General features: G+C 71.1%; 22 protein-coding genes and 1 pseudogene. 20 read left to right on the forward strand and 3 right to left on the reverse strand.

The annotated features are described in order from the left end of the window. The first annotated feature begins 152 nt into the window (after positions 1 to 152). From J7E91_RS00475 to J7E91_RS00495, 5 genes are all read left to right on the forward strand, one after another. Positions 153 to 521, forward strand: a complete 369-nt coding sequence (locus J7E91_RS00475; protein ID WP_214898072.1) for a hypothetical protein — start codon at positions 153 to 155, stop codon at positions 519 to 521. A 182-nt stretch (positions 522 to 703) separates the two neighbouring features. Then, a complete protein-coding gene (locus tag J7E91_RS00480) occupies positions 704 to 1,333 on the forward strand; it encodes an RNA polymerase sigma factor (protein WP_214898073.1) in 630 nt (209 codons plus the stop codon). Beyond that, on the forward strand, positions 1,330 to 2,301 hold the full coding sequence (locus J7E91_RS00485) for a hypothetical protein (RefSeq protein ID WP_214898079.1): 972 nt from the start codon (positions 1,330 to 1,332) through the stop codon (positions 2,299 to 2,301). Before J7E91_RS00480 ends, J7E91_RS00485 begins: the two co-directional genes overlap by 4 nt. Positions 2,302 to 2,697: 396 nt before the next feature. Beyond that, entirely contained in the window at positions 2,698 to 3,405 is a 708-nt protein-coding gene (locus J7E91_RS00490) for an RNA polymerase sigma factor (RefSeq protein WP_214898342.1), read from the forward strand. Then, the gene (locus J7E91_RS00495; protein ID WP_214898085.1) at positions 3,405 to 4,445 is read left to right on the forward strand and encodes a hypothetical protein; all 1,041 of its coding nucleotides are present in this window, start codon (positions 3,405 to 3,407) and stop codon (positions 4,443 to 4,445) included. Before J7E91_RS00490 ends, J7E91_RS00495 begins: the two co-directional genes overlap by 1 nt. Before the next feature lie 739 nt (positions 4,446 to 5,184). Here J7E91_RS00495 and J7E91_RS00500 read toward each other — a convergent pair. After that, on the reverse strand, positions 5,185 to 6,120 hold the full coding sequence (locus J7E91_RS00500) for a L,D-transpeptidase family protein (RefSeq protein ID WP_214898087.1): 936 nt from the start codon (positions 6,118 to 6,120) through the stop codon (positions 5,185 to 5,187). Positions 6,121 to 6,330: 210 nt separating this feature from the next. Between J7E91_RS00500 and J7E91_RS00505 the strand changes: the two genes are divergently transcribed. The 3 genes and pseudogenes from J7E91_RS00505 to J7E91_RS00515 form a co-directional block, all read left to right on the forward strand. Beyond that, entirely contained in the window at positions 6,331 to 7,911 is a 1,581-nt protein-coding gene (locus J7E91_RS00505; protein ID WP_214898089.1) for a methylmalonyl-CoA mutase, read from the forward strand. Between the two features lie 91 nt (positions 7,912 to 8,002). Beyond that, on the forward strand, positions 8,003 to 8,659 hold the full coding sequence (gene leuE / locus J7E91_RS00510) for a leucine efflux protein LeuE (protein ID WP_214898091.1): 657 nt from the start codon (positions 8,003 to 8,005) through the stop codon (positions 8,657 to 8,659). Positions 8,660 to 8,734: 75 nt separating this feature from the next. Beyond that, positions 8,735 to 8,917 (forward strand): annotated as a pseudogene (locus J7E91_RS00515) (hypothetical protein); the annotation flags it as partial. 81 nt (positions 8,918 to 8,998) lie between these two features. Here the strand turns inward: J7E91_RS00515 and J7E91_RS00520 are convergent. Continuing rightward, positions 8,999 to 10,345, reverse strand: a complete 1,347-nt coding sequence (locus J7E91_RS00520; RefSeq protein ID WP_214898095.1) for an alpha-2,8-polysialyltransferase family protein — start codon at positions 10,343 to 10,345, stop codon at positions 8,999 to 9,001. Beyond that, the gene (locus tag J7E91_RS00525; RefSeq protein ID WP_214898097.1) at positions 10,345 to 11,334 is read right to left on the reverse strand and encodes a glycosyltransferase family 2 protein; all 990 of its coding nucleotides are present in this window, start codon (positions 11,332 to 11,334) and stop codon (positions 10,345 to 10,347) included. Before J7E91_RS00525 ends, J7E91_RS00520 begins: the two co-directional genes overlap by 1 nt. A 187-nt stretch (positions 11,335 to 11,521) precedes the next feature. On the opposite strand from J7E91_RS00525, the gene J7E91_RS00530 reads away from it, so the two are divergent. The 12 genes from J7E91_RS00530 (at position 11,522) to J7E91_RS00585 (ending at position 25,078) form a co-directional block, all read left to right on the forward strand. Continuing rightward, on the forward strand, positions 11,522 to 12,814 hold the full coding sequence (locus J7E91_RS00530) for a DUF6716 putative glycosyltransferase (RefSeq protein WP_214898100.1): 1,293 nt from the start codon (positions 11,522 to 11,524) through the stop codon (positions 12,812 to 12,814). Continuing rightward, positions 12,811 to 14,064, forward strand: coding sequence for an acylneuraminate cytidylyltransferase (locus J7E91_RS00535; protein WP_214898102.1), 1,254 nt, complete (start codon positions 12,811 to 12,813; stop codon positions 14,062 to 14,064). The genes J7E91_RS00530 and J7E91_RS00535 overlap by 4 nt, the downstream gene beginning before the upstream one ends. Before the next feature lie 42 nt (positions 14,065 to 14,106). Beyond that, positions 14,107 to 15,033, forward strand: coding sequence for an N-acetylneuraminate synthase family protein (locus J7E91_RS00540; protein ID WP_214898105.1), 927 nt, complete (start codon positions 14,107 to 14,109; stop codon positions 15,031 to 15,033). 22 nt (positions 15,034 to 15,055) lie between these two features. After that, complete coding sequence (locus J7E91_RS00545; protein WP_214898108.1) at positions 15,056 to 16,147, forward strand: hypothetical protein; 1,092 nt, start codon at positions 15,056 to 15,058, stop codon at positions 16,145 to 16,147. Between the two features lie 244 nt (positions 16,148 to 16,391). Next, a complete protein-coding gene (locus tag J7E91_RS00550; protein WP_214898110.1) occupies positions 16,392 to 17,639 on the forward strand; it encodes an amidohydrolase in 1,248 nt (415 codons plus the stop codon). 137 nt (positions 17,640 to 17,776) lie between these two features. Then, the gene (locus J7E91_RS00555; RefSeq protein ID WP_214898112.1) at positions 17,777 to 18,820 is read left to right on the forward strand and encodes a BMP family protein; all 1,044 of its coding nucleotides are present in this window, start codon (positions 17,777 to 17,779) and stop codon (positions 18,818 to 18,820) included. 236 nt (positions 18,821 to 19,056) lie between these two features. Next, on the forward strand, positions 19,057 to 20,583 hold the full coding sequence (locus J7E91_RS00560) for an ABC transporter ATP-binding protein (protein ID WP_214898344.1): 1,527 nt from the start codon (positions 19,057 to 19,059) through the stop codon (positions 20,581 to 20,583). After that, positions 20,583 to 21,695: an ABC transporter permease gene (locus J7E91_RS00565; RefSeq protein WP_214898114.1), complete on the forward strand. Its 1,113-nt coding sequence runs from the start codon at positions 20,583 to 20,585 to the stop codon at positions 21,693 to 21,695. Before J7E91_RS00560 ends, J7E91_RS00565 begins: the two co-directional genes overlap by 1 nt. Beyond that, positions 21,695 to 22,957, forward strand: coding sequence for an ABC transporter permease (locus J7E91_RS00570; RefSeq protein WP_214898116.1), 1,263 nt, complete (start codon positions 21,695 to 21,697; stop codon positions 22,955 to 22,957). The genes J7E91_RS00565 and J7E91_RS00570 overlap by 1 nt, the downstream gene beginning before the upstream one ends. After that, entirely contained in the window at positions 22,954 to 23,379 is a 426-nt protein-coding gene (locus J7E91_RS00575; RefSeq protein ID WP_214898118.1) for a cytidine deaminase, read from the forward strand. The genes J7E91_RS00570 and J7E91_RS00575 overlap by 4 nt, the downstream gene beginning before the upstream one ends. 5 nt (positions 23,380 to 23,384) lie before the next feature. Beyond that, positions 23,385 to 24,662 (forward strand): thymidine phosphorylase, encoded by a 1,278-nt coding sequence (locus J7E91_RS00580; RefSeq protein WP_214898120.1) that lies wholly within the window; start codon positions 23,385 to 23,387, stop codon positions 24,660 to 24,662. Between the two features lie 101 nt (positions 24,663 to 24,763). Continuing rightward, positions 24,764 to 25,078 carry an STAS domain-containing protein gene (locus tag J7E91_RS00585; RefSeq protein ID WP_214898122.1) on the forward strand — a complete coding sequence of 105 codons (315 nt, stop codon included), beginning with the start codon at positions 24,764 to 24,766 and terminating at the stop codon, positions 25,076 to 25,078. Positions 25,079 to 25,107 lie beyond the last annotated feature (29 nt).

Raw genomic sequence — 25,107 nt, forward strand, 5'->3', positions numbered from 1 at the left:
CTTCGTGGTCCCCGGCGCGTTCCTGGCGCTCCGCGACTGCATCGCAGCCACCGAACGGCGGTTCCGCCGTGTCGCACGGGCGTGCTGCCGGGGACAGACTGGGAGCAGGCGGAGGATCCCGAGCCTCCCAAGGGTCCCGCCGTGGAGGAGCCATGCAGGCAACGACCCGGAACGACGCTCCTGTCGAGATCGAGGGCGGCGGAGTGGAACTGCGCATGCAGGAGGTAGGCGGAGACATGACCGTCGCCTTCGCACGGTTTCCCAAAGGTACGGACATGGGGCCGCTGGCCAAGGGCCTGCCCGACGACCTGTGCCAGTGCCCGCACTGGGGATACCTGTTCAAGGGGCGGCTGAAGATGCGGACCAAGGACGGCGAAGAGGTCTACGAGGCGGGCCAGGCGTTCTACTGGGCGCCCGGCCACGTGCCGGAGGCCCTGGAGGACTGCGAGTACGTCGACTTCTCGCCGACCGAGGAGTTCAACGAGGTCATCGGTCACATCAAGGCGCAGATGGGCGGCTGACGGCCGAACCGCCGCAGGTCGCCGTCCGCAGGGCGCTCCGGCGCCGGATCCGACGGGGCGAGCCCGTGCTGGGAAGAGGCTGTGACGTTTCCGTGCCCGCGGGCGCAGAGCAATGGGGGGCCTCGTCCTCCCAGGGGGCATGGGCACGGTGATCAGTGCCGAGTCGGCACGAAGAGGGACGTGTGGCCAGGGGCGGGGAGCGGCGTCGTACGCAGGCGTACGACGCGGAGCTGGGCGCTGCCGTCGAGCGGGCCCAGCAGGGGGACGAGGACGGGTTCGCAGCGGCGTACCGGCTCGTGCATCCAGGGCTGCTCGGATACGTGCGGGGGCTGGTGGGGGAGGACGCCGAGGACGTGACGTCCGAGGCGTGGCTGGAGATCGCGCGGGACCTGGGGCGGTTTCGCGGCGACGGGGCGGGATTCCGCGGCTGGACGGCGACGATCGCCCGCCACCGCGCGCTCGACCATCTGCGCAAACAGAAGCGAAGGCCCCGTACGGCGCTGATCGAGCAGGACGTACTGGACCTTCCCGGCAGGCAGGACACCGCCGACGACGCGCTCGAAGCGCTGTCGACCGAGCAGGCGCTGGAAATGATCGCCGCGCTGCCGCGCGAGCAGGCGGAGGCGGTACTGCTGCGCGTGGTCGTCGGTCTGGACGGGCCCGCGGCGGCCAGGGTGCTGGGCAAGCGCAGCGGATCCGTGCGGACATCGGCGTACCGCGGACTCAAGCGGCTGGCCGAGCAACTGGCGGGCGGCGGCCGGGTGGACGCTGTGACGTCTCCGGCACCGCGCACGCTGAAGGATGAGACATGAGACGGGTATGGAAGCAGCCACAGGCGCAGGCACGGACGCGACGACGGACCGGGGCCGACGCGCAGGATCGGGAAGCGGTGGGTGAGGAGGCGGCCACGCGGGAGGTCGAGGCGTTGCTGGCCGCCGTACGCCGATCCGCGCCCCGCCCCGGCGGGGCGAACGAGGAAGCGGCGCTCGCCGCGTACCGGGAGGCGCGCGACTCCGGCGCGCATGCTGTCCCGGGGCGCTGGTGGCAGGCGCGCAGGCGCGACGACTGGCGGCCGTCCCGGCGGTGGCGCGGCGCACTTCCGGCCAGGGCGGCGTTCGCCTCGGTCGCGGCGACGGTGACGCTGGGTGGCGTGGCGCTGGCGGCGGGTACGGGGGCGATCCCGGCGCCGTTCGGCATCGGTGGCGGCGGTTCGGGCGGGCCCAGTGCGGCGACCGCGACCCGCACCGGTACGCCGCCCACGCCCGGCGCGGCGCGGGAGAGCGCGGCGGAGGGGGCGGTGCGCCTCCCCTCCGGCGGTGTCACCCGTTCCGGGTCGGCGCGACCGACGCGGGCGCAGGACGACGTGGCGCATTGCGTGGCGTACCTCGCGTCCAACGGGCGCTCGGTCTCCGGCCGCGGCGCGGCTTCCGAACGGCTGACGGCCGACGCCGCCGACGCCGGGCTGACGGTGGAGGCGTACTGCGAGGACTTGCTGGCAGCTGAGGAACGGCAGCCGGGGGCGGGCACCGGCGGAAAGGCCTCCACGAAGGCACCGAAGGGCTCGAAGGCCCCGAAGAATCCGGGAACGGCACCCAAGGCCCCGCCGGAGCAGCCCCCGGCGAAGCCGGACGACAACGCGGCCGGAGGCAGCGCGGTGAAGCCGACGGATCGTGCCGATCCGACGAAGCCCACGGACCAGCGCGAACCCGGCGACGGCGGCCGACCGGCAGGCAAAGGCACCACCCAGGGCAAGGGCGAGACCGAACCCCCCACGCCGTGACGCAGTGGTCACCGGCCCGGCGGGGCTCCGGGACGGCGTTCGGGAGGCCTGGGGGCGGCGAGCCCGGCGAGGGCTCGGATGCGACGGCACGCCGTGACGCCGTGGCGCCCAGGGAAGGGCCTCGCGGGCATGGGATAGGGCCGCCGCAGACCGAGGAAGGACGACCGGGGCCGCCACCCCCCACAGGAGAGGCCCCGGTCGCCGTCCGCGGACCGTGCGGCGGCCCGTACTACTCTCAGCGCCGGGCCTGCGTTTTCTGTCACACCGCTCTCTGTCAGCAGACAGTCGCGCGTTGTGCAGGTCGTGGACGTGACCCCTTCGGACGCCGTAGCGTGCTGACTCGCGCTGGGCTGCGCGGCAGCGGTGACCAGCTGCGATTTGGGACAGGTTGAGGGAGTGCTGGGGGACGACGCGGAGCTGACCGCCGCGGTGCTCGCGGCACAGGACGGGGACGAAGACGCCTTCCGGACTGTGTACCGCGCCGTGCACCCGCGGCTGTTGGGCTACATACGAACGCTGGTGGGCGAACCGGAGGCAGAGGACGTCGCCTCCGAGTCGTGGCTCCAGATAGCCCGCGACCTCGACCGGTTCAGCGGCGACGCCGACCGGTTCCGGGGCTGGGCGGCGCGCATAGCGCGCAACCGTGCCCTCGATCACATACGTATGCGCGGCCGGCGCCCCGTCGTCGGCGGCGACGAAACCGAGCTCACCACCAAGCCCGGCGCCTCCGACACCGCGGGCGAGGCGATGGAAGCCCTTGCCACCGGTGACACCCTCGCCCTCATCGCCCAGCTTCCGCAGGACCAGGCCGAGGCCGTCGTCCTGCGCGTCGTCGTCGGGCTCGACGCGAAGAGCGCCGCGCAGACCCTTGGCAAGCGCCCCGGCGCCGTGCGGACCGCCGCACACCGCGGCCTGAAGCGGCTGGCCGAGCTGCTGAACGCGGCGGACGCCGAGAGCGGTGAAGGCGGCAGGGGTACGGTTGCGGGCCCGGCCGGCGGGCGGGCGGAGCTCGGCGCGGTACCGCCCCAGCGAGGTCCGCGACCGGACCAGGTGACGTCCGCCGGTGTGACGCATTCGTGCGTGCGGACGCAGAAGGACATGTGATGGCCGACGAGCGTTACGAGTGGCTCGACAAGGACGCGGCGGAGCGACTGCTGCGCGGAGAACCTGTCGGCCCTGTCGGCGAACACGCACGCGCCCAGGCCGAGCGCCTCTCCGCCGCCCTCGACGGCGTGGCCCGGGCCGGCGGCCACGAGCCGGGTGAACTCCCCGGCGAGGCGGCCGCGCTGGCGGCGTTCCGCAAGGCCAGGGCCGCGTCCCCCGAGGCCGCCTTCTCGACGGTACGCATCGGACGCAGGGCCGCCGTACCCGTGCGCTGGGCACGCCCCGTACGCCTCGGGCTGGCCGGGGCACTCGCCGGTGTCGCGCTCGGCGGCGTCGCAGTGGCGGCGGGCACGGGCGTACTGCCCAGCCCCTTCGGCAGCGACACCGACCCCGCCCCGGCGTCCTCCGTGTCCGCCGCCGCGACACCACCGCCGGTCGTCTCCGGGACCACCACCGCTGAACCGGGCGACACCGGCCTTCCCACACCGGACAGCACCGGCACCCCCGGCGGCGCGCACGAGACGCCGGGCGGCGGGACCGGCAACGCCGAAACCTGGGGTACGCACGAGTCCTCCCCCGGGTCGGACACCGGCGTACCCCCCACCCACCCGGCCTGGCCCGGCGACGACGCACCGGGAACGGCCGACGGTGGGCCCGGTCCCGGTCCGGGTTCCGCCGACTGGTACCGCAAGACGGCCAAGGCCTGCGAGGACTACCGCGCGGGCAAGCTCGCCCCCGACCACGAACAACGCCTGGAGGCCGCGGCCAAGGGCCCCGACCGCGTGGAGCGCTTCTGCGACCGCGTGCTGGACGGCTCCGGTGACGTGAACGACGCGGGCGGTGGCGGAGACGAAGGCGGCAAGGGCCGCGAAGACAGCGGCGACAAGAACGGCAGGAACGGCGGAAGCGACGCGACCGACGGGAGCGAGGGCGCCCCCGCCGACATCCGCAGGATCGTGCCGCCGATCTCCTATACCCCGCCCCCCTCGCCGACCGTCGAGCCGTCCACAACCACCGGCGCCTCGGCCCACCCGGGCTGACCCACCGCGCCCCCGGCGGGTGCGGCTCACGCAGCCCGCGTTGCGGCAACCACCGGCGGACACGCCCAGCCCCGCCTCACCTGCCACGCCACCGGTGAGGGGACGTGCCGGGGCGCTCCGCAGGGCCGGGGGACGGCGCATGGCCACGCCCAGCGCCGCCTCACCTGCCAGGCCGCCGGTGAGGGGACGTGCCGGGGCGCTCCGCAGGGCCGGGGGACGGCGCATGGCCACGCCCGGCCCCGCCTCACCTGCCAGGCCGCCGGTGAGGGGACGTGTCGGGGCGCTCCCCGCAGGGCGTTGAACGCAACCCCCGCGAACGAACCCACACCTACCCGAACGTTCGACGCCCGAGGAGACGCCCCGGCGCGGCACCGCCCCCAACGCCCCGCGCACGCGACCCCCCGAAGCGACGCACACCGCACAGCCCCGACAGACGGAGTCCGGCGCAGCCGCCCGAAGCCCGCGAAGCCCCAGCGGCGCGAGGAGCGGCGTCCGAAAGCGGCTGCCCCGGCGCGGCACCGACCCCAACGCCCCGCACCTCGCTGACCTGCGCTTTCGCCCCCGACCTGGCGCAGGTGTGACGTTTTTCGAGTGGGTGACGCAGTACAGAGTGAGCCGACTGGTCATCGGCAGCGCGACGAGCCGGGGTTCCCCCCGTACCTTCGGCTCCGCGCAACAGGCGCGGGCGGGACACGTTCCCCCGGTCCCGCCCGCGCCACTTCTCCTTCTCCCTGGCCGGCTACCAGTAGATGACGACCTTGTCGCCGTTGCGCACCTGCGCGAACAGGCTCGCGATCTTCCCCTCGTCCCGGACGTTGACGCAGCCGTGCGACGCACCGCTGTAGCCGCGGGCCGCGAAGTCCGACGAGTAGTGGACGGCCTGCCCGCCGCTGAAGAACAGGGCGTACGGCATGGGGCTGTCGTACAGCGTCGAGACATGGTGCCGGGACTTCCAGTACACGCTGAACACCCCTTCGCGGGTGGGCGTGTACTGCGATCCGAACCGCACGTCCATCGCCGAGACGACCCGCCCCTCGACCATCCAGGACAGGGTGCGGCTGGTCTTGCTGATGCACAGGACCCGGCCCGTCATGCAGCGAGGGTCGGGCTTGGCGACCGGGTTGGCGGTCGTCGGGTGCAGCTCGGCGCGTGTCGGCTTCCTGGTCATCCCCAGCAGCTTGTCCCAGGTCACGGTGTCGGTCGTGCCCGTACGGGGCAGGCCGCGCTTGCTCTGGAAGGACGAGACGGCGGCAGCGGTGACGGGGCCGTAGTAGCCGGTGGGGGTCCGGTTGAAGTGGGCGATCTGACGGAGCCTGGCCTGCAGCTCGCGTACTTGCGCCCCTTCGGCCCCACTCGCCATGAGGACCTTGGGCGCGGGCGGCGCGGGTGGCGAGGTCTTCGGCTCGGCCGTCGGCTCAGCGGGTCCCTCCGACCTGCCCTCCGCCGGAGCCGCCTCGGACGACGCCGCCGCCACTGGAGCGTTCGCAGGAGCGTTCGCAGGCGTGTGCGCCGAAGCCGCTGCCGCCCGCTTCGCCCCACCCGCAGCCGCCGCCCCCGCCCCCGCCCCCGCCCCGGACGCCTGCGCCGTGCACCCCGCGGTCGTGGCCACCACGGCGGCCGCCGCCAGTGCCACCGCTCTGCGCATGGCTCTGCTGTTCCGCTGCTTCTCGTCCATTTCCCGCCCCCGGCATCTCGTTTGCCCTTAAGGACTGTTTCCCGCTCCGCCCGGTTGCGAAAGCCCCGCATGATGGGAAGAGCGACGTTGTGAGCAAGGTCCCAGCCTGCGGCTCTCCACCCGCCGCACGCCCGCCGCTACAGTCCGTCGCGAGGGTCGGTTAATTACCAGCCAGTACGTTCCCTGTACGTTCAGCGGGAGGCACAGCAAATGGCGCGCGAGTCGGAGTCGGGACTGCCTATTGAGCCGGTGTACGGGCCGGACGCCCTGGAGGGCTGGGACCCCGCGGAGAAGCTGGGGGAGCCCGGCAAGTACCCCTTCACGCGCGGCGTGTACCCCTCCATGTACACCGGCCGCCCATGGACGATGCGCCAGTACGCCGGTTTCGGCACGGCCACCGAGTCCAACGCCCGCTACAAGCAGCTGATCGCCAACGGCACGATGGGCCTGTCGGTCGCCTTCGACCTGCCGACCCAGATGGGCCACGACAGCGACGCGGCGATCGCGAGCGGCGAGGTCGGCAAGGTCGGTGTCGCGATCGACTCGATCGACGACATGCGCGTCCTGTTCGGCGGCATCCCGCTGGACAAGGTCTCGACGTCGATGACGATCAACGCGCCCGCAGCCCTCCTCCTCCTGATGTACCAGCTCGTGGGCGAGGAGCAGGGCGTACCGGCCGACAAGCTGACCGGCACGATCCAGAACGACGTGCTGAAGGAGTACATCGCGCGCGGGACGTACATCTTCCCGCCCAAGCCGTCCCTGCGGCTGATCGCGGACATCTTCAAGTACTGCAAGACCGAGATCCCGAAGTGGAACACGATCTCGATCTCCGGCTACCACATGGCGGAGGCCGGCGCCTCGCCCGCGCAGGAGATCGCGTTCACGCTCGCCGACGGCATCGAGTACGTCCGTACCGCCGTCGCGGCCGGGATGGACGTGGACGACTTCGCCCCCCGCCTGTCCTTCTTCTTCGTCTCCCGCACCACCATCCTCGAAGAGGTCGCCAAGTTCCGTGCCGCGCGCCGGATCTGGGCGAAGGTGATGCGCGACGAGTTCGGCGCGAAGAACCCGAAGTCGCTGATGCTGCGCTTCCACACGCAGACGGCGGGCGTGCAGCTCACCGCGCAGCAGCCCGAGGTCAACCTGGTGCGCGTCGCCGTCCAGGGCCTGGCGGCCGTCCTCGGCGGGACCCAGTCCCTGCACACCAACTCCTTCGACGAGGCGATCGCGCTCCCCACCGACAAGAGCGCCCGCCTGGCCCTGCGCACCCAGCAGGTCCTGGCGTACGAGACGGACGTCACGGCCACCGTCGACCCGTTCGCCGGCTCGTACGTCGTCGAGAAGATGACCGACGAGGTCGAGGCCGCCGCGCTCGAACTGATGGCGAAGGTCGAGGACATGGGCGGCGCGGTCAACGCCATCGAGCGCGGCTTCCAGAAGAACGAGATCGAGCGCAGCGCGTACCGCATCGCCCTGGAGACGGACAGCGGCGAGCGCGTCGTGGTCGGTGTGAACCGTTTCCAGCTGGAGACGGAGGAGCCGTACGAGCCCCTGCGCGTCGACCCCGCGATCGAGGCCCAGCAGGCCGACCGCCTCGCGAAGCTGCGCGCGGAGCGCGACCAGGCGGCGGTGGACGCGGCGCTGGTGGAGCTGAAGAAGGCGGCGGAGGGCACGGACAACGTCCTGTACCCGATGAAGGACGCGCTGCGGGCGCGGGCGACGGTCGGCGAGGTATGCGACGCCCTGCGGGAGGTCTGGGGGACGTACGTCCCGACGAACGCGTTCTGAGGCGCGGACGTGTCTCTCGTCGACGCGGACTTCCTGGACGCCATGTGAAACGCGGAGGCGGAGTGCCGTACGTACATGCGACACTCCGCCCATGCTGGGTGTAACCGATCTGCCGACCTACCTCGTCGGTCTCGTACTGATCATTCTTCTGCCGGGGCCGAACTCCCTCTACGTCCTGTCCGTCGCCGCGCGGCGCGGCATACGCACGGGCTATACGGCCGCCGCGGGCGTCTGGTGCGGCGACGCGGTGCTGATGGTGCTGTCCGCGGCCGGCGTGGCCTCGCTGCTCCAGGCGAACGCGCTGCTGTTCGGGATCGTGAAGTACGCGGGTGCCGGATATCTGACCTGGCTGGCGATCGGGATGATGCGCGCGGCCTGGTCGATGTGGCGCACGCGCAACGAGCGCACGGACGCGGGTACCGCCGACGCCGAGGCCACTGTGGCCACCGAGCGCCCGTTCCGCCGCGCTCTCGTGATCAGCCTGCTCAACCCGAAGGCGATCCTCTTCTTCATCTCCTTCTTCGTGCAGTTCGTCGACCCGGCGTACGCCCACCCCGCCCTCTCGTTCGTCCTGCTCGGCACCTTCGCCCAGCTCGCGAGCGTGCTCTACCTCTCCGCGCTGATCTTCGGCGGCACCCGCCTGGCCGCCGCGTTCCGCCGCCGCAAGCGCCTGTCGGCGGGCGCCACGTCGGCGGCGGGCGTCCTGTTCCTGGGCTTCGCGGCGAAGCTGTCATTCAGCAGCGTCTGAAGCGTCCGCCCCGCTGTCGCCGGTCCGCATGCTCGGCGAGCTCCTTCGGAGTTCCGCAGCGCAGCAGGGCGTGGGCGTAGGGGCATCTCCGTACACGACAAGAACCTCGCGGCGGTGCTCACCGAGCGCGCGCTGGGACTCCTTGACGACCACGCCGCGTCGGTGGCCGATGTGCACGGCCGGCAGCAGGAGCTGTGGAAGGTGACCGAGGCGAACGCCGCGGATCTGCGGGCGGTCCTCGGACGCCCGGCGTTCTGACCCGCTGACGCACGAAGAAGTGAGGGCGGGCCACTGATTCAGCAGTGGCCCGCCCTCACCGTCGTCGGCAGAGACCCGGCGTCAGCCCAGCGCCGCCTTCTTCAGCGTGGCCCGCTTGAAGGACCGGGCCCTGCGGACCACGCGCCGCAGCGTCGCGTTGCGCGGGATGAAGGCGAACTGCTGCGGGATCGCGCCCGGCAGCGCGAGCGTGGTCAGCCGGCGGCGCTTGAAATAGCGCCAGGTGGGGCCCTTGAGGTGCTGGGTGAGGAAGCGCTCGGCCGCCGGCCGCAGGTCGGAGCGGATCTGCGGCTGCATCGCGAAGCCGACCGCCTGGAGGAGGCCCGCCAGGTACGGCAGGGGAGCCGGGTCCGGGCGGTCGCCGTCGTTCGCCGTCAGGTCGGGGACCAGCGCGTCGACGATCGTGACGGGTACGCGGTTGCTGTTCTGGTACGGCGAGAGGCGTTCCAGCAGTGTGTCGGTCCCGGTGCGGGCCACCGGGATCTCGTAGAACGTGCTCGCCGTCATCAGCGCCGTCGAGAAGCAGCCGACCACCAGTGCGGGACGGAACCGCTGGTACAGCACCTCGGCCAGCACCGGGCTCTCCAGGACGGTGAGTTCGGCGCCCAGCGCCTGTGCCTCGCGCTCCAGCAGGCGCGACCAGCGGGCCGGCGCCGTGGGGTGCGGCTTGAAGACGATCTGCCGGTGGCCGCGGCCGACCGCCCCGCGCAACATCGTGACGTGGAGGTTCTCCTCCTCCTCGGCGGTCAGGATCGACAGCGCCGACAGGTACTGGCCGAGGAGCAGTGCCGAGCCCGTGGGCAGGGTCAACTCCACTTCCGCGTCGGACAGTTCCGTAAGGACCTTCCGGAAGGACTCCGTCGGTACGAGCTCCGGCGGTACGTCGAACTCCCCGAGCAGCAGCGGAGTCAGACCCGGTACGAGGTCCAGGTGGAGCAGGCGGCGTACGCGCGTACCGATCAGCGGGTCGATCTTGTTGCGGGTCGGGCCGTAGCTCATCAGCCCGTCGGCGTACACCTCGACCGGCGCGTCCGTGAAGAGCTGGGTCAGTGCCAGCGCCGGATTGACCTGGATGGATTCGACGACCAGCTCCACGGTGTCGTCGCCGAGGCCCCAGAGCAGCCGCAAGTGGCGTTCCCACAGCGGGATGTCGTCGACGCGCGGCGACCAGGCGCCGGGGTGGAAGGGCGCGATGGTCTCGTTCCAGGACAGTACGTCGTCGAAGCGGCCCCGCAGCCGTTCGAAGCCCGGCATCTCGTCGACGGCGGGCGTCGTCTCGGGCGTCGTGGCGTTGTTGCCGACCAGGAGCAGCCGTCGGCCGGCCGGAGCGAAGCAGTCGCTGTCGATCGCGGCGGCGAGCGTCGCGGCGCCGTACAGCGTGGAGGCGAAGAAGATCTGCGTGGTGGCCATCAGGCAGCGACCCCCGGCGCGGCGGAAGCGGACGCGGCCCGGCGGCGCAGGCGCCGCAGCCGTGCGGAACGCTCCACGTCCATGGAATCCAGCGCGTCCTTGAGGAAGTCCTGCGGCATCCGTTTGAGAGCCGCCGCACTCATCACCCGCAATTTCCGTGCCACGGCCGGTTCGAACCTTTCGATGCTTCCCAGGTGGTGGGAAATGATGGCGCAGTACGTGCGTACGGCTTTCGGGAGAAGCCGGTCGGCGTCCGGGTCCTTCGCCGTTTCCTCGATGACCTGATCGAAGGCCCGGATGAAATCGAGCTGCCGTACGTCGCCGATCTGCGTCAGCGACGACGCGACGCCCCGCCGGTAGAAGACGCCGAGCGTGCCGAGCGCCGCGAAGCTCTCGGCCTCCCGGTGCAGCCGCCAGATCCACGGCCGGTCCTCGGCCGTGCGCAGGCCGTCGGTGAAGTGCAGCAGCCCCCGGTCGGCGAGCCTGCGGTGGTACATGCCGGCCCAGGCGAACGCGTAGTCGACGGAGGTGGAACGGCCGGCGGGCAGGATCGCGTCGCGCGGCGACATGACCACGCCGCGCCTGCCGTGCGGGACGCGGTGGACCGTACGCGTACGCCCGGTGCACTGCACATGGTCGGTACGGACGAAGTCGCAGCCCAGTTCCTCCATCGCGGCCAGCAGGCGCGCGTAGTGGCCGGGGGCCAGCCAGTCGTCGCCGTCGAGGAAGGTCAGGTACTCGCCGCGCGCCGCGTCGAGACCGGTGTTGCGGGCGGTGGCCAGGCCACCGTTGGTCTCGTGTCTGACCAGGACCGCCCCCGGGAGGTCGCGCTCGGCGCGCTGGAGGATCTCCGGCGTTCCGTCGGTCGAACAGTCGTCGACGAGGATGAACTCGAAGTCGTCCCGCGCGTTCGCGCGAAGACTCCGAAGGGTGTCTGGGGCGTATGTCTGCACGTTGAAGAACGGCACGACGACAGAGAGCTTGACCACCTCCGTGACGCTAGGGCGCACCGCGGCATTCGTTGCGACCCCCGGAGGGATGCCGGGTGAACGAAGAATGGCGGAATGGTTAACCTGCCTGCTTTCCGGGCGCCGACGCCGATCGTCGATGTGCTGTTAACCGTTTGTTGCGGCTGAGTTGGGCCGTCAATCGGAATGCGTGCCTAGTTTCTTGGACGTGCCAGCAAGTACCAGCAAAGCCCTGCGGATCGCCGTGATCGCCGATTCCGATACGCGATGGAAATGGGGCGCCCTCACCGCCCGCCGTATAGCGCCGGAAGCCGAAGTCAGCGGATTTCTGCTCCGCGGCCGGGCCACCCCCACACCCCGCCAGCTCGCCGAGGTCGGCGTGCCGGTCGACGGTGTGCGGGAGGTGACCGCCGCCGAATTCATCGGGGAGGTCGAGCACGAGCCGTACGACGTCGTCCTGCTCGCCCTCGTCGGGGGAGCGGTGCAGGCGATGCTGCACGGCCTCGCGCCGCTGTGGCGGGACACCGACCGCCGGCCCGTCATCGGCACCGGCTATGTCGGCGTCGTCTACGAGAAGCTGGCCGACGGGCTGCTGCTGCGCCACGGCGCGGACATCGTCATCGCGAACTCGCGTCACGACGCGGAGCGCTTCCGCGCGGTGTACGAGGGCGTGGGCGCCGACGCCTCGGCCGTGACGGAGGCAGCGCTGCCGTTCCTGGGGGGCGCGCCTTACGAAGGCACCGACACCCGCACCGTCGTCTTCGCCGCGCAGCCCTCCGTCCCGCAGTCCCGCGCCGACCGCTCCTACCTGCTGCGCCGCCTCGTCCAGCACGCCCGGCTGCACCCCGGCCGCGAGGTGCTGCTCAAGCTCCGCAGCAAGCCGGGCGAGCACACCACGCACATCGAGGAACTGCCGTACCAGAAGCTCGCGGCCCGTATCGAAGGCGGCGTGCCCCCCAACTTCCGCCTCGTGTACGGACACATGGGCGAGGTCCTGGACCGCACCGACCTGCTCGTCACGGTCAGTTCGACCGCCGCCCTGGAGTCCCTGCACCGCCGCATCCCGACCGCCGTCCTCACCGACCTGGGCGTGCGCGAGGTCCTCGGCAACCATCACTTCCTCGGCTCCGGATGCCTCGCCTCCTGGGACCAGCTCGACGCCGGTCACCGGCCGCGGGCCGACGAGGAGTGGCTGGCAGGCCAGGGAGTGGCCGCGGACGGCTCGTACGAGACGGCCTTCGACGCCGTACGCGAACGGGTCACCGCACTCCTGGAGCGCCCCGGCCTGCCGCCGATCGCCCCCTACTACACCTCCGCCACCGCGCCGGGCTACCTCCCCGGCATCCTCGCCCGCCACCGCCTCGACGGCACGCACACCACCACCGACGTCACCGGCGTACGCCGCGTCCTGCGCGACGCCGTACGGGAGGCGGCGCGCGGGGCGTACCGCCACGGGGTGCAGCGCGTGGCGCCCGTCATCCGCCGCATGGGAGAACTATGAGCAGCCGGCCGCAGACCGACACCGACCCCGGGCGCGTGCCCCGCGTACTGGCCGTGATCCCCGCCCGCGGCGGATCCAAGGGTGTACCGGCGAAGAACCTCGCCCCGGTCGGGGGCGTGCCGCTCGTGGCGCGCGCCGTCCGGGCGTGCCTGGGCGCCGGCCGGGTCACGCACGTCGTGGTCTCCACGGACGACCCCGCCATCGCGGCGGCGGCGCGCGACGCGGGAGCGGAAGTGGCGCCGCGTCCGGCCGACATCGCGGGGGACACGGCCACCAGCGAGGCGGCCGTACTGCACGCCCTGGACGTCCATGAGGCGCTGCACGGCGCGGTGGTGGACGTGGTGCTGCTGGTGCAGTGCACGAGCCCGTTCCTGACCAGCGAGGACGTCGACGGCGTCTGCGCCGCGGTCACCGAGGACGGCGCGGACACGGCCCACACGGTGGCCCCGTTCCACGGCTTCGTCTGGCGGGAGGACCCCGAAGACGTGGCAGCCGCCGGGACCGGCGCTGTCGGCGTCAACCACGACAAGAGCTTCCGCCCCCGCCGTCAGGACCGTCCGCAGGACTTCCTGGAGACCGGTGCGGCGTACGCCATGGACGCCGCCGGGTTCCGGAAGGCCGGGCACCGCTTCTTCGGGCGGACCGCGCTCGTCGTCACGGACCCGGCCCGCGTCCTGGAGATCGACGACCCGCACGACCTGGCCCGCGCCCGCGCGCTGGCGCCGCTCCTCGACGCGCGGGCCACCTCCCTCCCGACCCGCGACGACATCGACGCCGTCGTCATCGACTTCGACGGCACCCAGACCGACGACCGGGTGCTGATCGACTCCGAAGGACGCGAACTCGTCGCCGTGCACCGCGGCGACGGGCTCGGCATCGCGGCCCTGCGCAAGTCGGGGCTCAAGCTGCTGATCCTGTCCACGGAGGAGAACGCGGTCGTCGCCGCACGGGCCCGCAAGCTGCGCGTCCCCGTGCTCCACGGCGTCGACCGCAAGGACCTCGCCCTCAAGCAGTGGTGCGAGGAGCAGGGAGTCGCGCCCGAGCGTGTGCTCTACGCCGGCAACGACGTCAACGACCTGTCCTGCCTGGCCCTCGTGGGCTGGCCGGTGGCGGTCGCCAACGCCCACGCCACCGTCCGCGGCGCCGCCCGCGCCGTGACGACCGTCCCGGGCGGAGAGGGCGCGATCCGCGAGATCGCCGCCTGGGTCCTCGGCCCGTCGCTCACCCACACCCCCATCCCCACCCCGTAACTCACCTCCCGTAACTCCCCCCCCGGTTAGGAAAAGAACGACATGAGCACCAACTCGCGCCTCCGCACCCTCGGTTCCAAGACCGCGGGCCCCGGCCAGCCCGTCTACGTCACCGGCGAGATCGGCATCAACCACAACGGCGACATCGAGAACGCCTTCGCGCTCATCGACGCCGCCGCCGACGCCGGCTGCGACGCGGTCAAGTTCCAGAAGCGCACCCCGGAGATCTGCACGCCGCGCGACCAGTGGGACATCGAGCGCGACACCCCGTGGGGCCGCATGACGTACATCGACTACCGCCACCGCGTCGAGTTCGGCGAGGACGAGTACCGCGCCATCGACGAGTACTGCAAGAAGCGCGGCATCGACTGGTTCGCCTCCCCGTGGGACACCGAGGCCGTCGCCTTCCTGGAGAAGTTCGACGTACCGGCCCACAAGGTCGCCTCCGCGTCCCTGACGGACGACGAGCTGCTGCGCTCGCTGCGCGCGACCGGCCGCACGATCATCCTCTCCACCGGCATGTCGACGCCGCGCCAGATCCGCCACGCCGTGGAGGTCCTGGGCAGCGACAACATCCTGCTCTGCCACGCCACTTCGACGTACCCGGCGAAGGCCGAGGAGCTCAACCTCCGGGTGATCAACACCCTCCAGGCCGAGTACCCCAACGTCCCGATCGGCTACAGCGGTCACGAGACGGGCCTCCAGACGACCCTCGCCGCCGTCGCTCTCGGCGCCGCGTTCGTCGAGCGTCACATCACCCTCGACCGCGCCATGTGGGGCTCCGACCAGGCCGCGTCCGTCGAGCCCGGCGGCCTCACCCGCCTGGTCCGCGACATCCGCACCATCGAGGCCTCCCTCGGTGACGGCGTCAAGAAGGTGTACGAGTCCGAGCTCGGCCCGATGAAGAAGCTGCGCCGCGTCGCGGGTGTCGTCGCCGAGGGCGCCGACCGCGAGCCCGTCGCGGTCTGACCGGAGAGACGGTCCAGTCGCCGTGAACGGCACCCCCGGCGCCCCCGCCACCGAGGCTCCCGAGGCTTATGGAACTCTCGCTTTCGTCGAGAGCCCGGTCCAGCTCCTGAACGTCCTGGAGTGGGCCCATGCCAAGGCAGGCCCCCAGGCGCGGACACGGCCGCACGACCTCACGGTCGTCGTCCTGTCGCCCACCGACCCCATGACCCGCGGCCAGCTGCGGCGCATGGCGGAGCTCGCACGCCACGAAGGCATGCGGGTGCGGTGGGAGGAGGCCCGGGGCGGGGCGGGGGCGCCGTTCCAGACGATCGGCGGTCTCGCGTCCGCCCTGCGGCGGGCACGCCGGATCGTGATCGGCGACCCGTTCTCGCGTTACGTACAACTGCTGCTGACGATCACGCGCGCCCGTGACCTGGTCGTCGTCGACGACGGCACGGCCACCATGGAGTTCATCGCCCAGCTCACCGGCGGCGAGCGTCTGGTGCGCTGGCACCGGCGCGGCGGCCGCCGGGGGCCGCGCGACCTCGTCTTCGGGCCGGTCTCGGCGGTCGCGCGCCGCCGCCTCACCCCGTCCCGGACCCGTACCGTCGAGGTCTTCACCTCGATGCCGGTCGAGGAGGCGCCGGGGGTCACCGTCACCGCCAACGACTTCGGCTGGACGCGCGCCCGCTTCGGCCCGCCCCGCGTCTCGCGCGGCGCCGACCTCGTCGGGACGTCGCTGGTGGAGACGGGCGTCGTCGACCCCGACCGGTACGTCGAGGCGGTCACCGCCCTGGCCCGCGCCCACGGGGCCACCCGCTACTTCGCCCACCGCCGCGAGAGCGCCGACAAGCTGCACCGGCTGGCCGTCGAGACGGGTCTGGAGATCGTCCGCCCCGACCTGCCGCTGGAGCTCATCGCCCGGCGCGGCCCGATCGGCCGGCTGGTCCTGAGCTTCCCGTCCACCGTGGTGCACACGCTCCCGCTCGCCCTGGCGGGCACGGGCGTGCGGGTCGCCGTCTGTGACGTGAACCCGCTATGGCTGAAGGAAACGGCCTCGCCCCGCGCCCAGGGCTTCCTGTCGGGCGTCACGACCACGGCCCGCGACGTCCAGCGGCTGCCCGCCCTGGGCTGAATGTCTAGTTCGCCACATATGTGACTTTGCCCACGGACTTAGGCGCTCGACCGGGGAAGGCGCGGGCCGGGGAGCAGGCCCATCGGGAGGTAAAACACCAGGCCGGCACGGGAACGAGAGCGGCGGAGCTTACCCGCCCAGCAGTACGCCCATGCATCGCGCAGCCGGTTTTCTTTCCCCTATGCGGCTGAAGTTTTGTAGATCGCTGGTTAGTTACCCCCCAAAGACGCCTACTCTTTCAGGGATGAGCCAGCTGATCTGCGAGTCCGAAGAAGCAGCACTGTCAGGGATGGTCCAGCTCCCCGGCACGCTGCCCGAGAGCCTGCGTCTTGAGCTGATCGCCTTCCGTCGCGACCTGCACATGCACCCGGAGCTCGGCAACCAGGAATTCCGCACCACCGCCGCGATCAAGGCCCGCCTAGAGCAGGCAGGCCTGGCGCCGCGCGTGCTGCCCTCCGGCACCGGACTCATCTGCGACATCGGCACGGACCGTCCCCGCCGGGACGGCGTACGCCCGATGCTGGCCATCCGCGCGGACATCGACGCGCTGCCCATCCCGGACACCAAGACGGGCGTCCCGTACCGCTCCACCGTCCCCGACCGCGCGCACGCCTGCGGCCACGACGTGCACACCACGGTGGTGCTCGGGGCGGGGCTGGTCCTCGCCGACCTGGACCGCCAGGGCCTGCTGCCGCAGCCGGTACGGCTGATCTTCCAGCCCGCCGAGGAGATGATGCCCGGCGGCGCGCTCGGCGTGATCGAGGCCGGCGGCCTGGGCGGCGTCGGCTCGATCATCGCGGTGCACTGCGACCCCAAGGTCGACGCGGGCCGCATCGGCCTGCGTACCGGCCCCATCACCTCGGCCTGCGACCGGCTCGAAATCTCGCTCGCCGGCCCCGGCGGCCACACCGCCCGCCCGCACCTCACCACCGACCTCGTCACGGCCGTCGCCAGGGTCGCCACCGACGTCCCCGCGCTGGTAGCCCGCCGGGTCGACGCGCGCGCGGGGCTCGCGGTGACCTGGGGCCGTATCGAGTCCGGCCACGCCTGCAACGTCATCCCGCAGCGCGCCGAGCTCGCCGGTACCGTCCGCTGCCTGGACCTCGACGCCTGGCACGAGGCCCCGGACCTGATCCATGCCGCGATCGACGAGATCGCGACCCTGCACGGCGCCAAGTCGGAGATCAACTACGTCCGCGGCGTCCCGCCCGTCGTGAACGAGCACTCCGTCACCGAGCTGCTCACCGACGCCATGGCCGCCCGGCGCGGATTGCACGCGATCGAGGACACCGAGCAGAGCCTGGGCGGCGAGGACTTCTCCTGGTACCTGGAGCAGGTCCCCGGCGCGATGGCCCGGCTGGGCGTACGCACTCCGGGGGACACCGCCCGGCGTGACCTGCATCGTGGTGATTTCGACGTGGATGAGGCGGCGATCGAGGCCGGAGTCGAACTGTTCACCGCCGCCGCGCTGCTTGGCGGACACCGTTCGTAATCAGCCACGGCGCCTTCCGTTCACGACGATCCGATAACAGCTGTCGTACGGTCGCTTATCCGGCATCTACGCGCGTTACGATCGCCGCGAAACCAGCGCCGGCAGAGGCGCTTCGGTCAGGTCGAAGGAGCCCTCCCTTGCGCCGCGTAACCAGGATTGCCACTGTGGCCATCGCGTCCACAGCTCTCGCACTTTCCGCCACCGCGTGTGGCAAGACGTCGGACTCCGGTTCCGGCTCGAAGGAAGCCAGCGCCGCCATCGCGTACGACATCGGCGGCCGTGGCGACCAGTCCTTCAACGACGCGGCCTACGCCGGTCTGTCGAAGGCCGAAAAGGACCTTGGCATCAAGGGCAACGACCAGGAGCCCTCCGAGGGCGAGTCGGACGCCGACAAGGTCCAGCGCCTCACCGAGCTTGCCCGCTCCGGCAACAACCCGGTGATCGGTGTCGGTTTCGCCTACGCCCCGGCCATCAAGAAGGTCGCGCCGAAGTTCCCGAAGACCACCTTCGGCATCATCGACGACACCTCGGTGACCGGTAAGAACATCGCGAACATGGTCTTCAACGAGGAGCAGGGTTCGTACCTCGCCGGCGTCGCCGCCGCCAAGGCCACCAAGACCAACAAGGTCGGCTTCATCGGTGGTGTCGAGGTCCCGCTCATCAAGAAGTTCGAGGCGGGCTTCGCCCAGGGCGTCAAGGACACCAACCCCAAGGTCGAGGTGCTGGAGCAGTACCTGACGCAGCCGCCGAACTTCGACGGCTTCTCCAAGCCCGACCTCGGCAAGGCCGCCGCCGAGGGCCAGCTCGACAAGGGCGCCGACGTGATCTACCACGCCGCGGGTCTCGCCGGCTCCGGCTCGATCGAGGCGGCTGCCACCAAGGGCAAGTGGGCCATCGGTGTTGACTCGGACCAGTACAACCAGGCCGGTCTGGCGAAGTACAAGGACAAGATCCTGACCTCCGTCACCAAGGACGTCTCCGACGCGGTTTACAGCCTGATCAAGTCGGTCAAGGACGGCAAGCCGCAGTCCGGTGAGGTCCGTTACGGCCTCGCCAAGGACGGTGTCGGCCTCTCCGACTCCAACCCGGAGTACAAGAAGATGACGGACCTCATCGCCGCCGTCGACAAGGCGAAGGCCGACATCATCGCCGGCAAGATCAAGGTCCAGACCGCGCCGTAAGGCCGCTGGTCAGGACGTGATCCTGGGGGCCCGGAGGGGCGGTTGTGCCGCCTCTCCGGCCCCCGGGCCGCATTCCGTGCCCGGTCTTTTCGTCATTTGGCATCGCTACGCGCGTAGACATTTCTTCAGCACGATAGTTTCGCCGCGCCCTGTCTCCTCCCGTCCACCGCCCTCCCGCTCCTTTCCGCCAAGGAGAGTGCGTCATCAACGCGTCCAGCCCGCCCCCCGCCGTAGAACTGCACGGCATCACCAAGCGCTTCCCCGGCGTCGTCGCCAACCACGACATCGACATCACCATCCGCAAGGGCACCGTGCACGCCCTCGTCGGTGAGAACGGTGCCGGAAAGTCGACCCTGATGAAGATCCTCTACGGCATGCAGAAGCCGGACGAGGGCACCATCACCGTCGACGGGGAGCAGGCCACTTTCCACAGCCCCGCCGACGCCATCGCACGCGGCATCGGCATGGTGCACCAGCACTTCATGCTCGCCGACAACCTCACCGTCCAGGAGAACGTCGTTCTCGGCGGCGAGAAGCTGTACGGCATCGGCAACAAGGCCCGCAACAAGATCAAGGAGATCTCGGAGGCGTACGGACTGAACGTGCGCCCCGACGCCCTGGTCGAGAACCTCGGTGTCGCCGACCGCCAGCGCGTCGAGATCCTCAAGGTCCTCTACCGCGGCGCCCGCATCCTCATCCTCGACGAGCCGACCGCCGTGCTGGTCCCGCAGGAGGTCGACGCGCTCTTCGCCAACCTCCGCGAGCTCAAGGCCGAGGGCCTGACGGTCATCTTCATCTCGCACAAGCTGGGCGAGGTGCTGTCGGTCGCCGACGACATCACGGTCATCAGGCGCGGTACGACCGTGGGCACCGCCGACCCGGCGAACACCACCACCAAGCAGCTCGCCGAGCTGATGGTCGGCAGCGAGCTCCCGTCACCCGAGACCCGCGAGTCGACGGTCACCGACGTACCGATGCTCCGCGTCGAGAACCTCCAGCTGAACGCCATCGACCCCGACGGCGCCGTACGCGAGGTGCTGGCCGGGATCGACCTCACCATCCACAAGGGCGAAGTCCTCGGCATCGCGGGCGTCGAGGGCAACGGCCAGGCCGAGCTCGTCGAGGCGATCATGGGCCTGCGCAACCCGGACGGCGGCGTCATCACGCTCGACTCCACCGACATCTCGCACGCGCCCACCCGCAAGCGCCGCGAGGGCGGCATCGGCTACATCCCCGAGGACCGCCACCGCCACGGCCTGCTGCTCGAAGCGCCGCTGTGGGAGAACCGCATCCTCGGCCACGTCACCGAGCAGCCCAACTCCAAGCGCGGGCTGCTCGACCTGAAGGCGGCCCGCAGCGACACCGAGCGGATCGTGCGCGAGTACGACGTCCGTACGCCCGGTATCGAGGTCACCGCGGCCTCCCTGTCCGGCGGCAACCAGCAGAAGCTGATCGTCGGCCGCGAGATGAGCCACGACCCGAAGCTGCTCATCGCCGCGCACCCCACGCGCGGTGTGGACGTCGGCGCGCAGGCGCAGATCTGGGACCAGATCCGCGAGGCACGCCGCGAGGGCCTGGCCGTACTGCTGATCTCCGCCGACCTGGACGAGCTCATCGGGCTCTCCGACACCCTGCGGGTCATGTACCGCGGCCGCCTGGTCGCGGACGCCGACCCGGCCACCATCACCCCGGAGGAGCTGGGCTCGGCCATGACCGGCGCCGCCAGCGGTCATCTGGAGCACGCCCCGGAGGACGAGGCCTGATGAAGAAGTTCGACAAGGACCGGCTGATCCTGGGCCTCGCCGGCCCAGTGCTCGCGCTGGTCGTCGCCATCGCGCTCACCTCGGTGGTGCTGCTCGCCTCGGGCCGCGACCCGTTCGAGCCGTACACGCTGATGGTCGAGAGCGCGCAGTACGCCGACATCCAGGTGCTCATCCTGAACCAGGCGGGTACGTACTACCTGGCGGCGCTCGCCGTGGCCATCGGCTTCCGGATGAACCTGTTCAACATCGGCGTCGACGGGCAGTACCGGCTCGCCGCGATGATGGCCGCGCTCGTCGGCGCGGCCGTCGAGCTGCCGGGCCCGCTGCACATCGCGCTGATCGTGCTCGTCGCGATGCTGACCGGCGCGTTCTGGGCCGGTATCGCCGGTGTGCTCAAGACCCTGCGCGGGGTGAGCGAGGTCGTCTCCACGATCATGCTCAACGCGATCGCCACCAGCCTGATCGCCTGGCTGATCCTCACCGACAACTTCGGTGTGCAGCTGCCGGGCTCCAACGACCTGACCACGGGTGAGATCGCCGAGTCCGGCTGGTTCCCGAGCCTGGACATGGGCGCCGGCGGCGAGATCTACGGCTTCACGTTCGTCGCCTTCGCGCTCGGCATCGTCTACTGGTTCATCCTCAACCGCACCCGCTTCGGCTTCGACCTGCGCGCCACCGGCGCCAGCGAGAGCGCCGCCGCGGCCTCCGGTGTCGACGCCAAGAAGATGATCCTCACCGCGATGCTGATCTCCGGCGCTGTGGCCGGTCTCGCGGGTATGCCCACGCTGCTGGGCGACACCCACACGTACAGCCTCAGCTTCCCGACCGGAATCGGCTTCACCGGCATCACGATCGCCCTGCTCGGCCGCAACAACCCGGTCGGCATCCTCTTCAGCGCCCTGCTGATCGCGTTCCTGGACAAGGCGTCCGCCGCGCTCGACCAGTACGGCTACGAGAAGGAGATCGCCACGATCATGCAGGGCCTGATCGTGATCGCGGTCGTCGTCAGTTACGAACTCGTCCGCCGCTACGGGCTCCGCCGCCAGCAGCAGAAGGTGGGCGAGGAGCTCGCCGCAGCCGCCCGCAAGAACCGTGAGGAGGTGGCGGCGTAATGAGTACCAGCACTGTCTCCGCCGTGAGCGCGGCGCCCAAGAAGAGCGCCCGCCGCAAGCTGTCCGTACCCGTCATCCTGCTGATCATCGCGGGCGGTCTCGCCCTGGTCTCGCTGGTGCGCATCATCAGCGGCGCCGACGACCTGACCTCCGTCGGCCAGGTCTCCGGCGCGCTCCAGCTCGCCATCCCGATCGGCCTCGCCGGTCTCGGCGGCCTGTGGGCCGAGCGCGCGGGCGTCGTCAACATCGGCCTCGAAGGCATGATGATCCTGGGCACCTGGTTCGGCGCGTACGCCGGTTACCAGTGGGGTCCGTGGGCGGGTGTCGCCCTCGGCATCCTCGGTGGCGCGCTCGGCGGCCTGCTGCACGCGATCATCACGGTCACCTTCGGCGTGAACCACATCGTCTCCGGTGTGGCCATCAACATCCTCGCCGTGGGCGCCACCCGCTACCTGTCCAACTTCACGTTCGACAAGGCCGCGGGCGGCTCCTCCAAGCAGTCACCGCGCATCGACGAGATCACCAAGGTCACCATTCCGGGGCTCTCCGACTGGCTACGGGACATCCAGGGCAAGCACTGGTTCTTCGTCTCGGACGTCGCAGGCGTCGTCGGCGGCCTGGTCACGAACCTCTCGCTGCTGACCATCGTCGCGCTGCTGCTGATCCCGGCCACGATCTGGATCCTGTGGCGTACGGCGTTCGGCCTGCGCCTGCGCTCCTGCGGTGAGAACCCGGTGGCCGCCGAGTCCCTGGGCGTCAACGTCTACAAGTACAAGTACATCGCCGTCGTCGTCTCCGGCGGCCTGGCCGGCCTCGCGGGCGCCTTCCTGGCGATCGTGGCCACCGGCATCTACCAGGAGGGCCAGACCGGCGGCCGAGGCTACATCGGTCTCGCCGCGATGATCTTCGGCAACTGGATGCCGGGCGGAATGGCGCTCGGCGCGGGCCTCTTCGGCTTCACCGACAGCCTCAAGCTGCGCGGCGGCGCCGAGAACGTCCACGCGATGCTGCTCCTGCTGGCGATCCTGCTGCTGCTCGTCGTGTTCTGGCAGCTTTACAAGAAGAAGTACGTGCCCGCGGCGATCTCCGCCGTGGCCGCGGTGCTCCTCTTCGTCTGGTACACCTTCACCAACGAGGTCCCGAGCCAGTTCGTGGACGCCGCGCCGTACATCACCACGCTGCTCGTCCTGGCGCTCTCCGCGCAACGGCTGCGGATGCCCAAGGCGGACGGCATGCCCTACCGCAAGGGCCAGGGCAAGTGACGGACGCCGCGGCGGCGGCCGACTGGGAAGCCCTGCGGGAGGCGGCGCGCGAGGCCATGTCCCACGCGTACGCCCCGTACTCGGGCTTCCCGGTCGGCGCCGCGGCCCTCGTCGACGACGGCCGCACCGTCACCGGCTGCAACGTGGAGAACGCCTCCTACGGGCTCTCCCTGTGCGCCGAATGCGGCCTCGTCTCGCAGCTCAACGCCACCGGCGGCGGCCGCCTGACGCACTTCGTCTGCGTCGACGGCCGCGGCGGCATCCTGATGCCGTGCGGCCGCTGCCGGCAGTTGCTGTACGAATTCGGCGGCCCCGCGCTGCTGCTCGACACGTCGGCGGGTATCCGTACCCTCGCCGACATGCTCCCCGACGCCTTCGGCCCCCAGCACCTGGCGCCCGGCACCCCGGAAGGAACCCGATAAACCCCATGGACGTCATCTCCGTAATCCGGACCAAGCGCGACAAGGGCGAACTGAGCCCCGAGCAGATCGACTGGGTCATCGACGCCTACACGCGCGGTGAGGTCGCCGACGAGCAGATGTCCGCCCTCGCGATGGCGATCCTGCTCAACGGCATGAACCGGCTCGAGATCGCCCGCTGGACCGCCGCGATGATCAACTCGGGCGAGCGCATGAACTTCGCCCAGCTCTCCCGCCCCACCGCCGACAAGCACTCCACCGGCGGCGTGGGCGACAAGATCACGCTGCCTCTCGCACCCCTGGTCGCCGCCTGCGGCGCGGCCGTGCCCCAGCTCTCCGGCCGGGGCCTCGGCCACACCGGCGGCACGCTCGACAAGCTGGAGTCGATCCCCGGCTGGCGCGCGCTGCTCTCCAACGAGGAGATGCTCAGCGTCCTCGAATCCACCGGCGCGGTCATCTGCGCGGCGGGCGACGGCCTGGCCCCGGCGGACAAGAAGCTGTACGCCCTGCGCGACGTCACGGGCACCGTCGAGGCGATCCCGCTCATCGCCTCCTCGATCATGTCGAAGAAGATCGCCGAGGGTACGGGCTCGCTCGTCCTGGACGTCAAGGTCGGCTCCGGCGCCTTCATGAAGAACATCGAGGACGCCCGCGAGCTCGCCGCCACCATGGTGGGCCTGGGCACCGACCACGGCGTACGCACGGTGGCTCTCCTCACCGACATGACGACCCCTCTCGGCCTGACGGCGGGCAACGCCCTCGAAGTCCGCGAGTCGGTCGAGGTGCTGGCGGGCGGCGGCCCCAAGGACGTCGTCGACCTCACCCTCGCGCTCGCCCGCGAGATGCTCGACGCGGCGGGCCTGAAGGACGCCGACCCGGCCAAGGCGCTCGCCGACGGCTCGGCGATGGACGTCTGGCGCCGCATGATCGCGGCCCAGGGCGGTGACCCGGACGCGGCCCTGCCGGTGGCCCGCGAGCAGCACGTCGTGCATGCCTCCGAGAGCGGTGTCCTCACCACCCTCGACGCGTACGCCGTCGGTGTGGCGGCGTGGCGCCTCGGCGCGGGCCGCGCGCGCAAGGAGGACCAGGTCCAGGCGGGTGCGGGCATCGAACTCCACGCCAAGCCGGGCGACAAGGTCACCGCGGGCCAGCGCCTGATGACGCTGCACACGGACACTCCGGAGAAGTTCGAGTACGCCCTCGAAGCCCTGAACGGCGGGGTCCTGACCGCCCCCGAGGGCACGGAGTTCACCCCGAACCCGATCGTGCTGGGCCGTATCGCCTGACGCGCGGGGACGAGTACGGCAGAGCGGGGCCGGTGGAATCCACCGGCCCCGCTCTTCTCGTTCACGGGGGCGTTCACGGGGGCGTCCACGGAGGCGCACCGATGAGTTACGGCCGTGGCCCGGGTCTGCCCCATGTGGATGCCACGACGCCGACCGTTCTCGTCGTCGTCGGCCGGGTGACCCCGGCCGACGTACCCCGTCTGTGCGACGAACTCGACGATCTGCTGTGCGGCGCGGCAGCCACCGAGGTGATCTGCGACGTCGCCCGGCTGACCGAGCCGGACCTCACCGCCGTCGACGCACTGGCCCGCCTGCGGCTCGCCGCCCGCAGAACCGGCTGCCGCCTGCGGCTGCGCGGCGCCCGCCAGGAGCTGCTGGCGCTGCTGCGTCTCGTCGGTCTTAACGACATCGCCTGAGCGATCACCCGATGGGCTGTTTCCGTAAA

The organism is Streptomyces sp. ISL-99, assembly GCF_018614005.1.
In the GTDB taxonomy this organism is placed as follows: Bacteria; Actinomycetota; Actinomycetes; order Streptomycetales; family Streptomycetaceae; genus Streptomyces; species Streptomyces flavidovirens.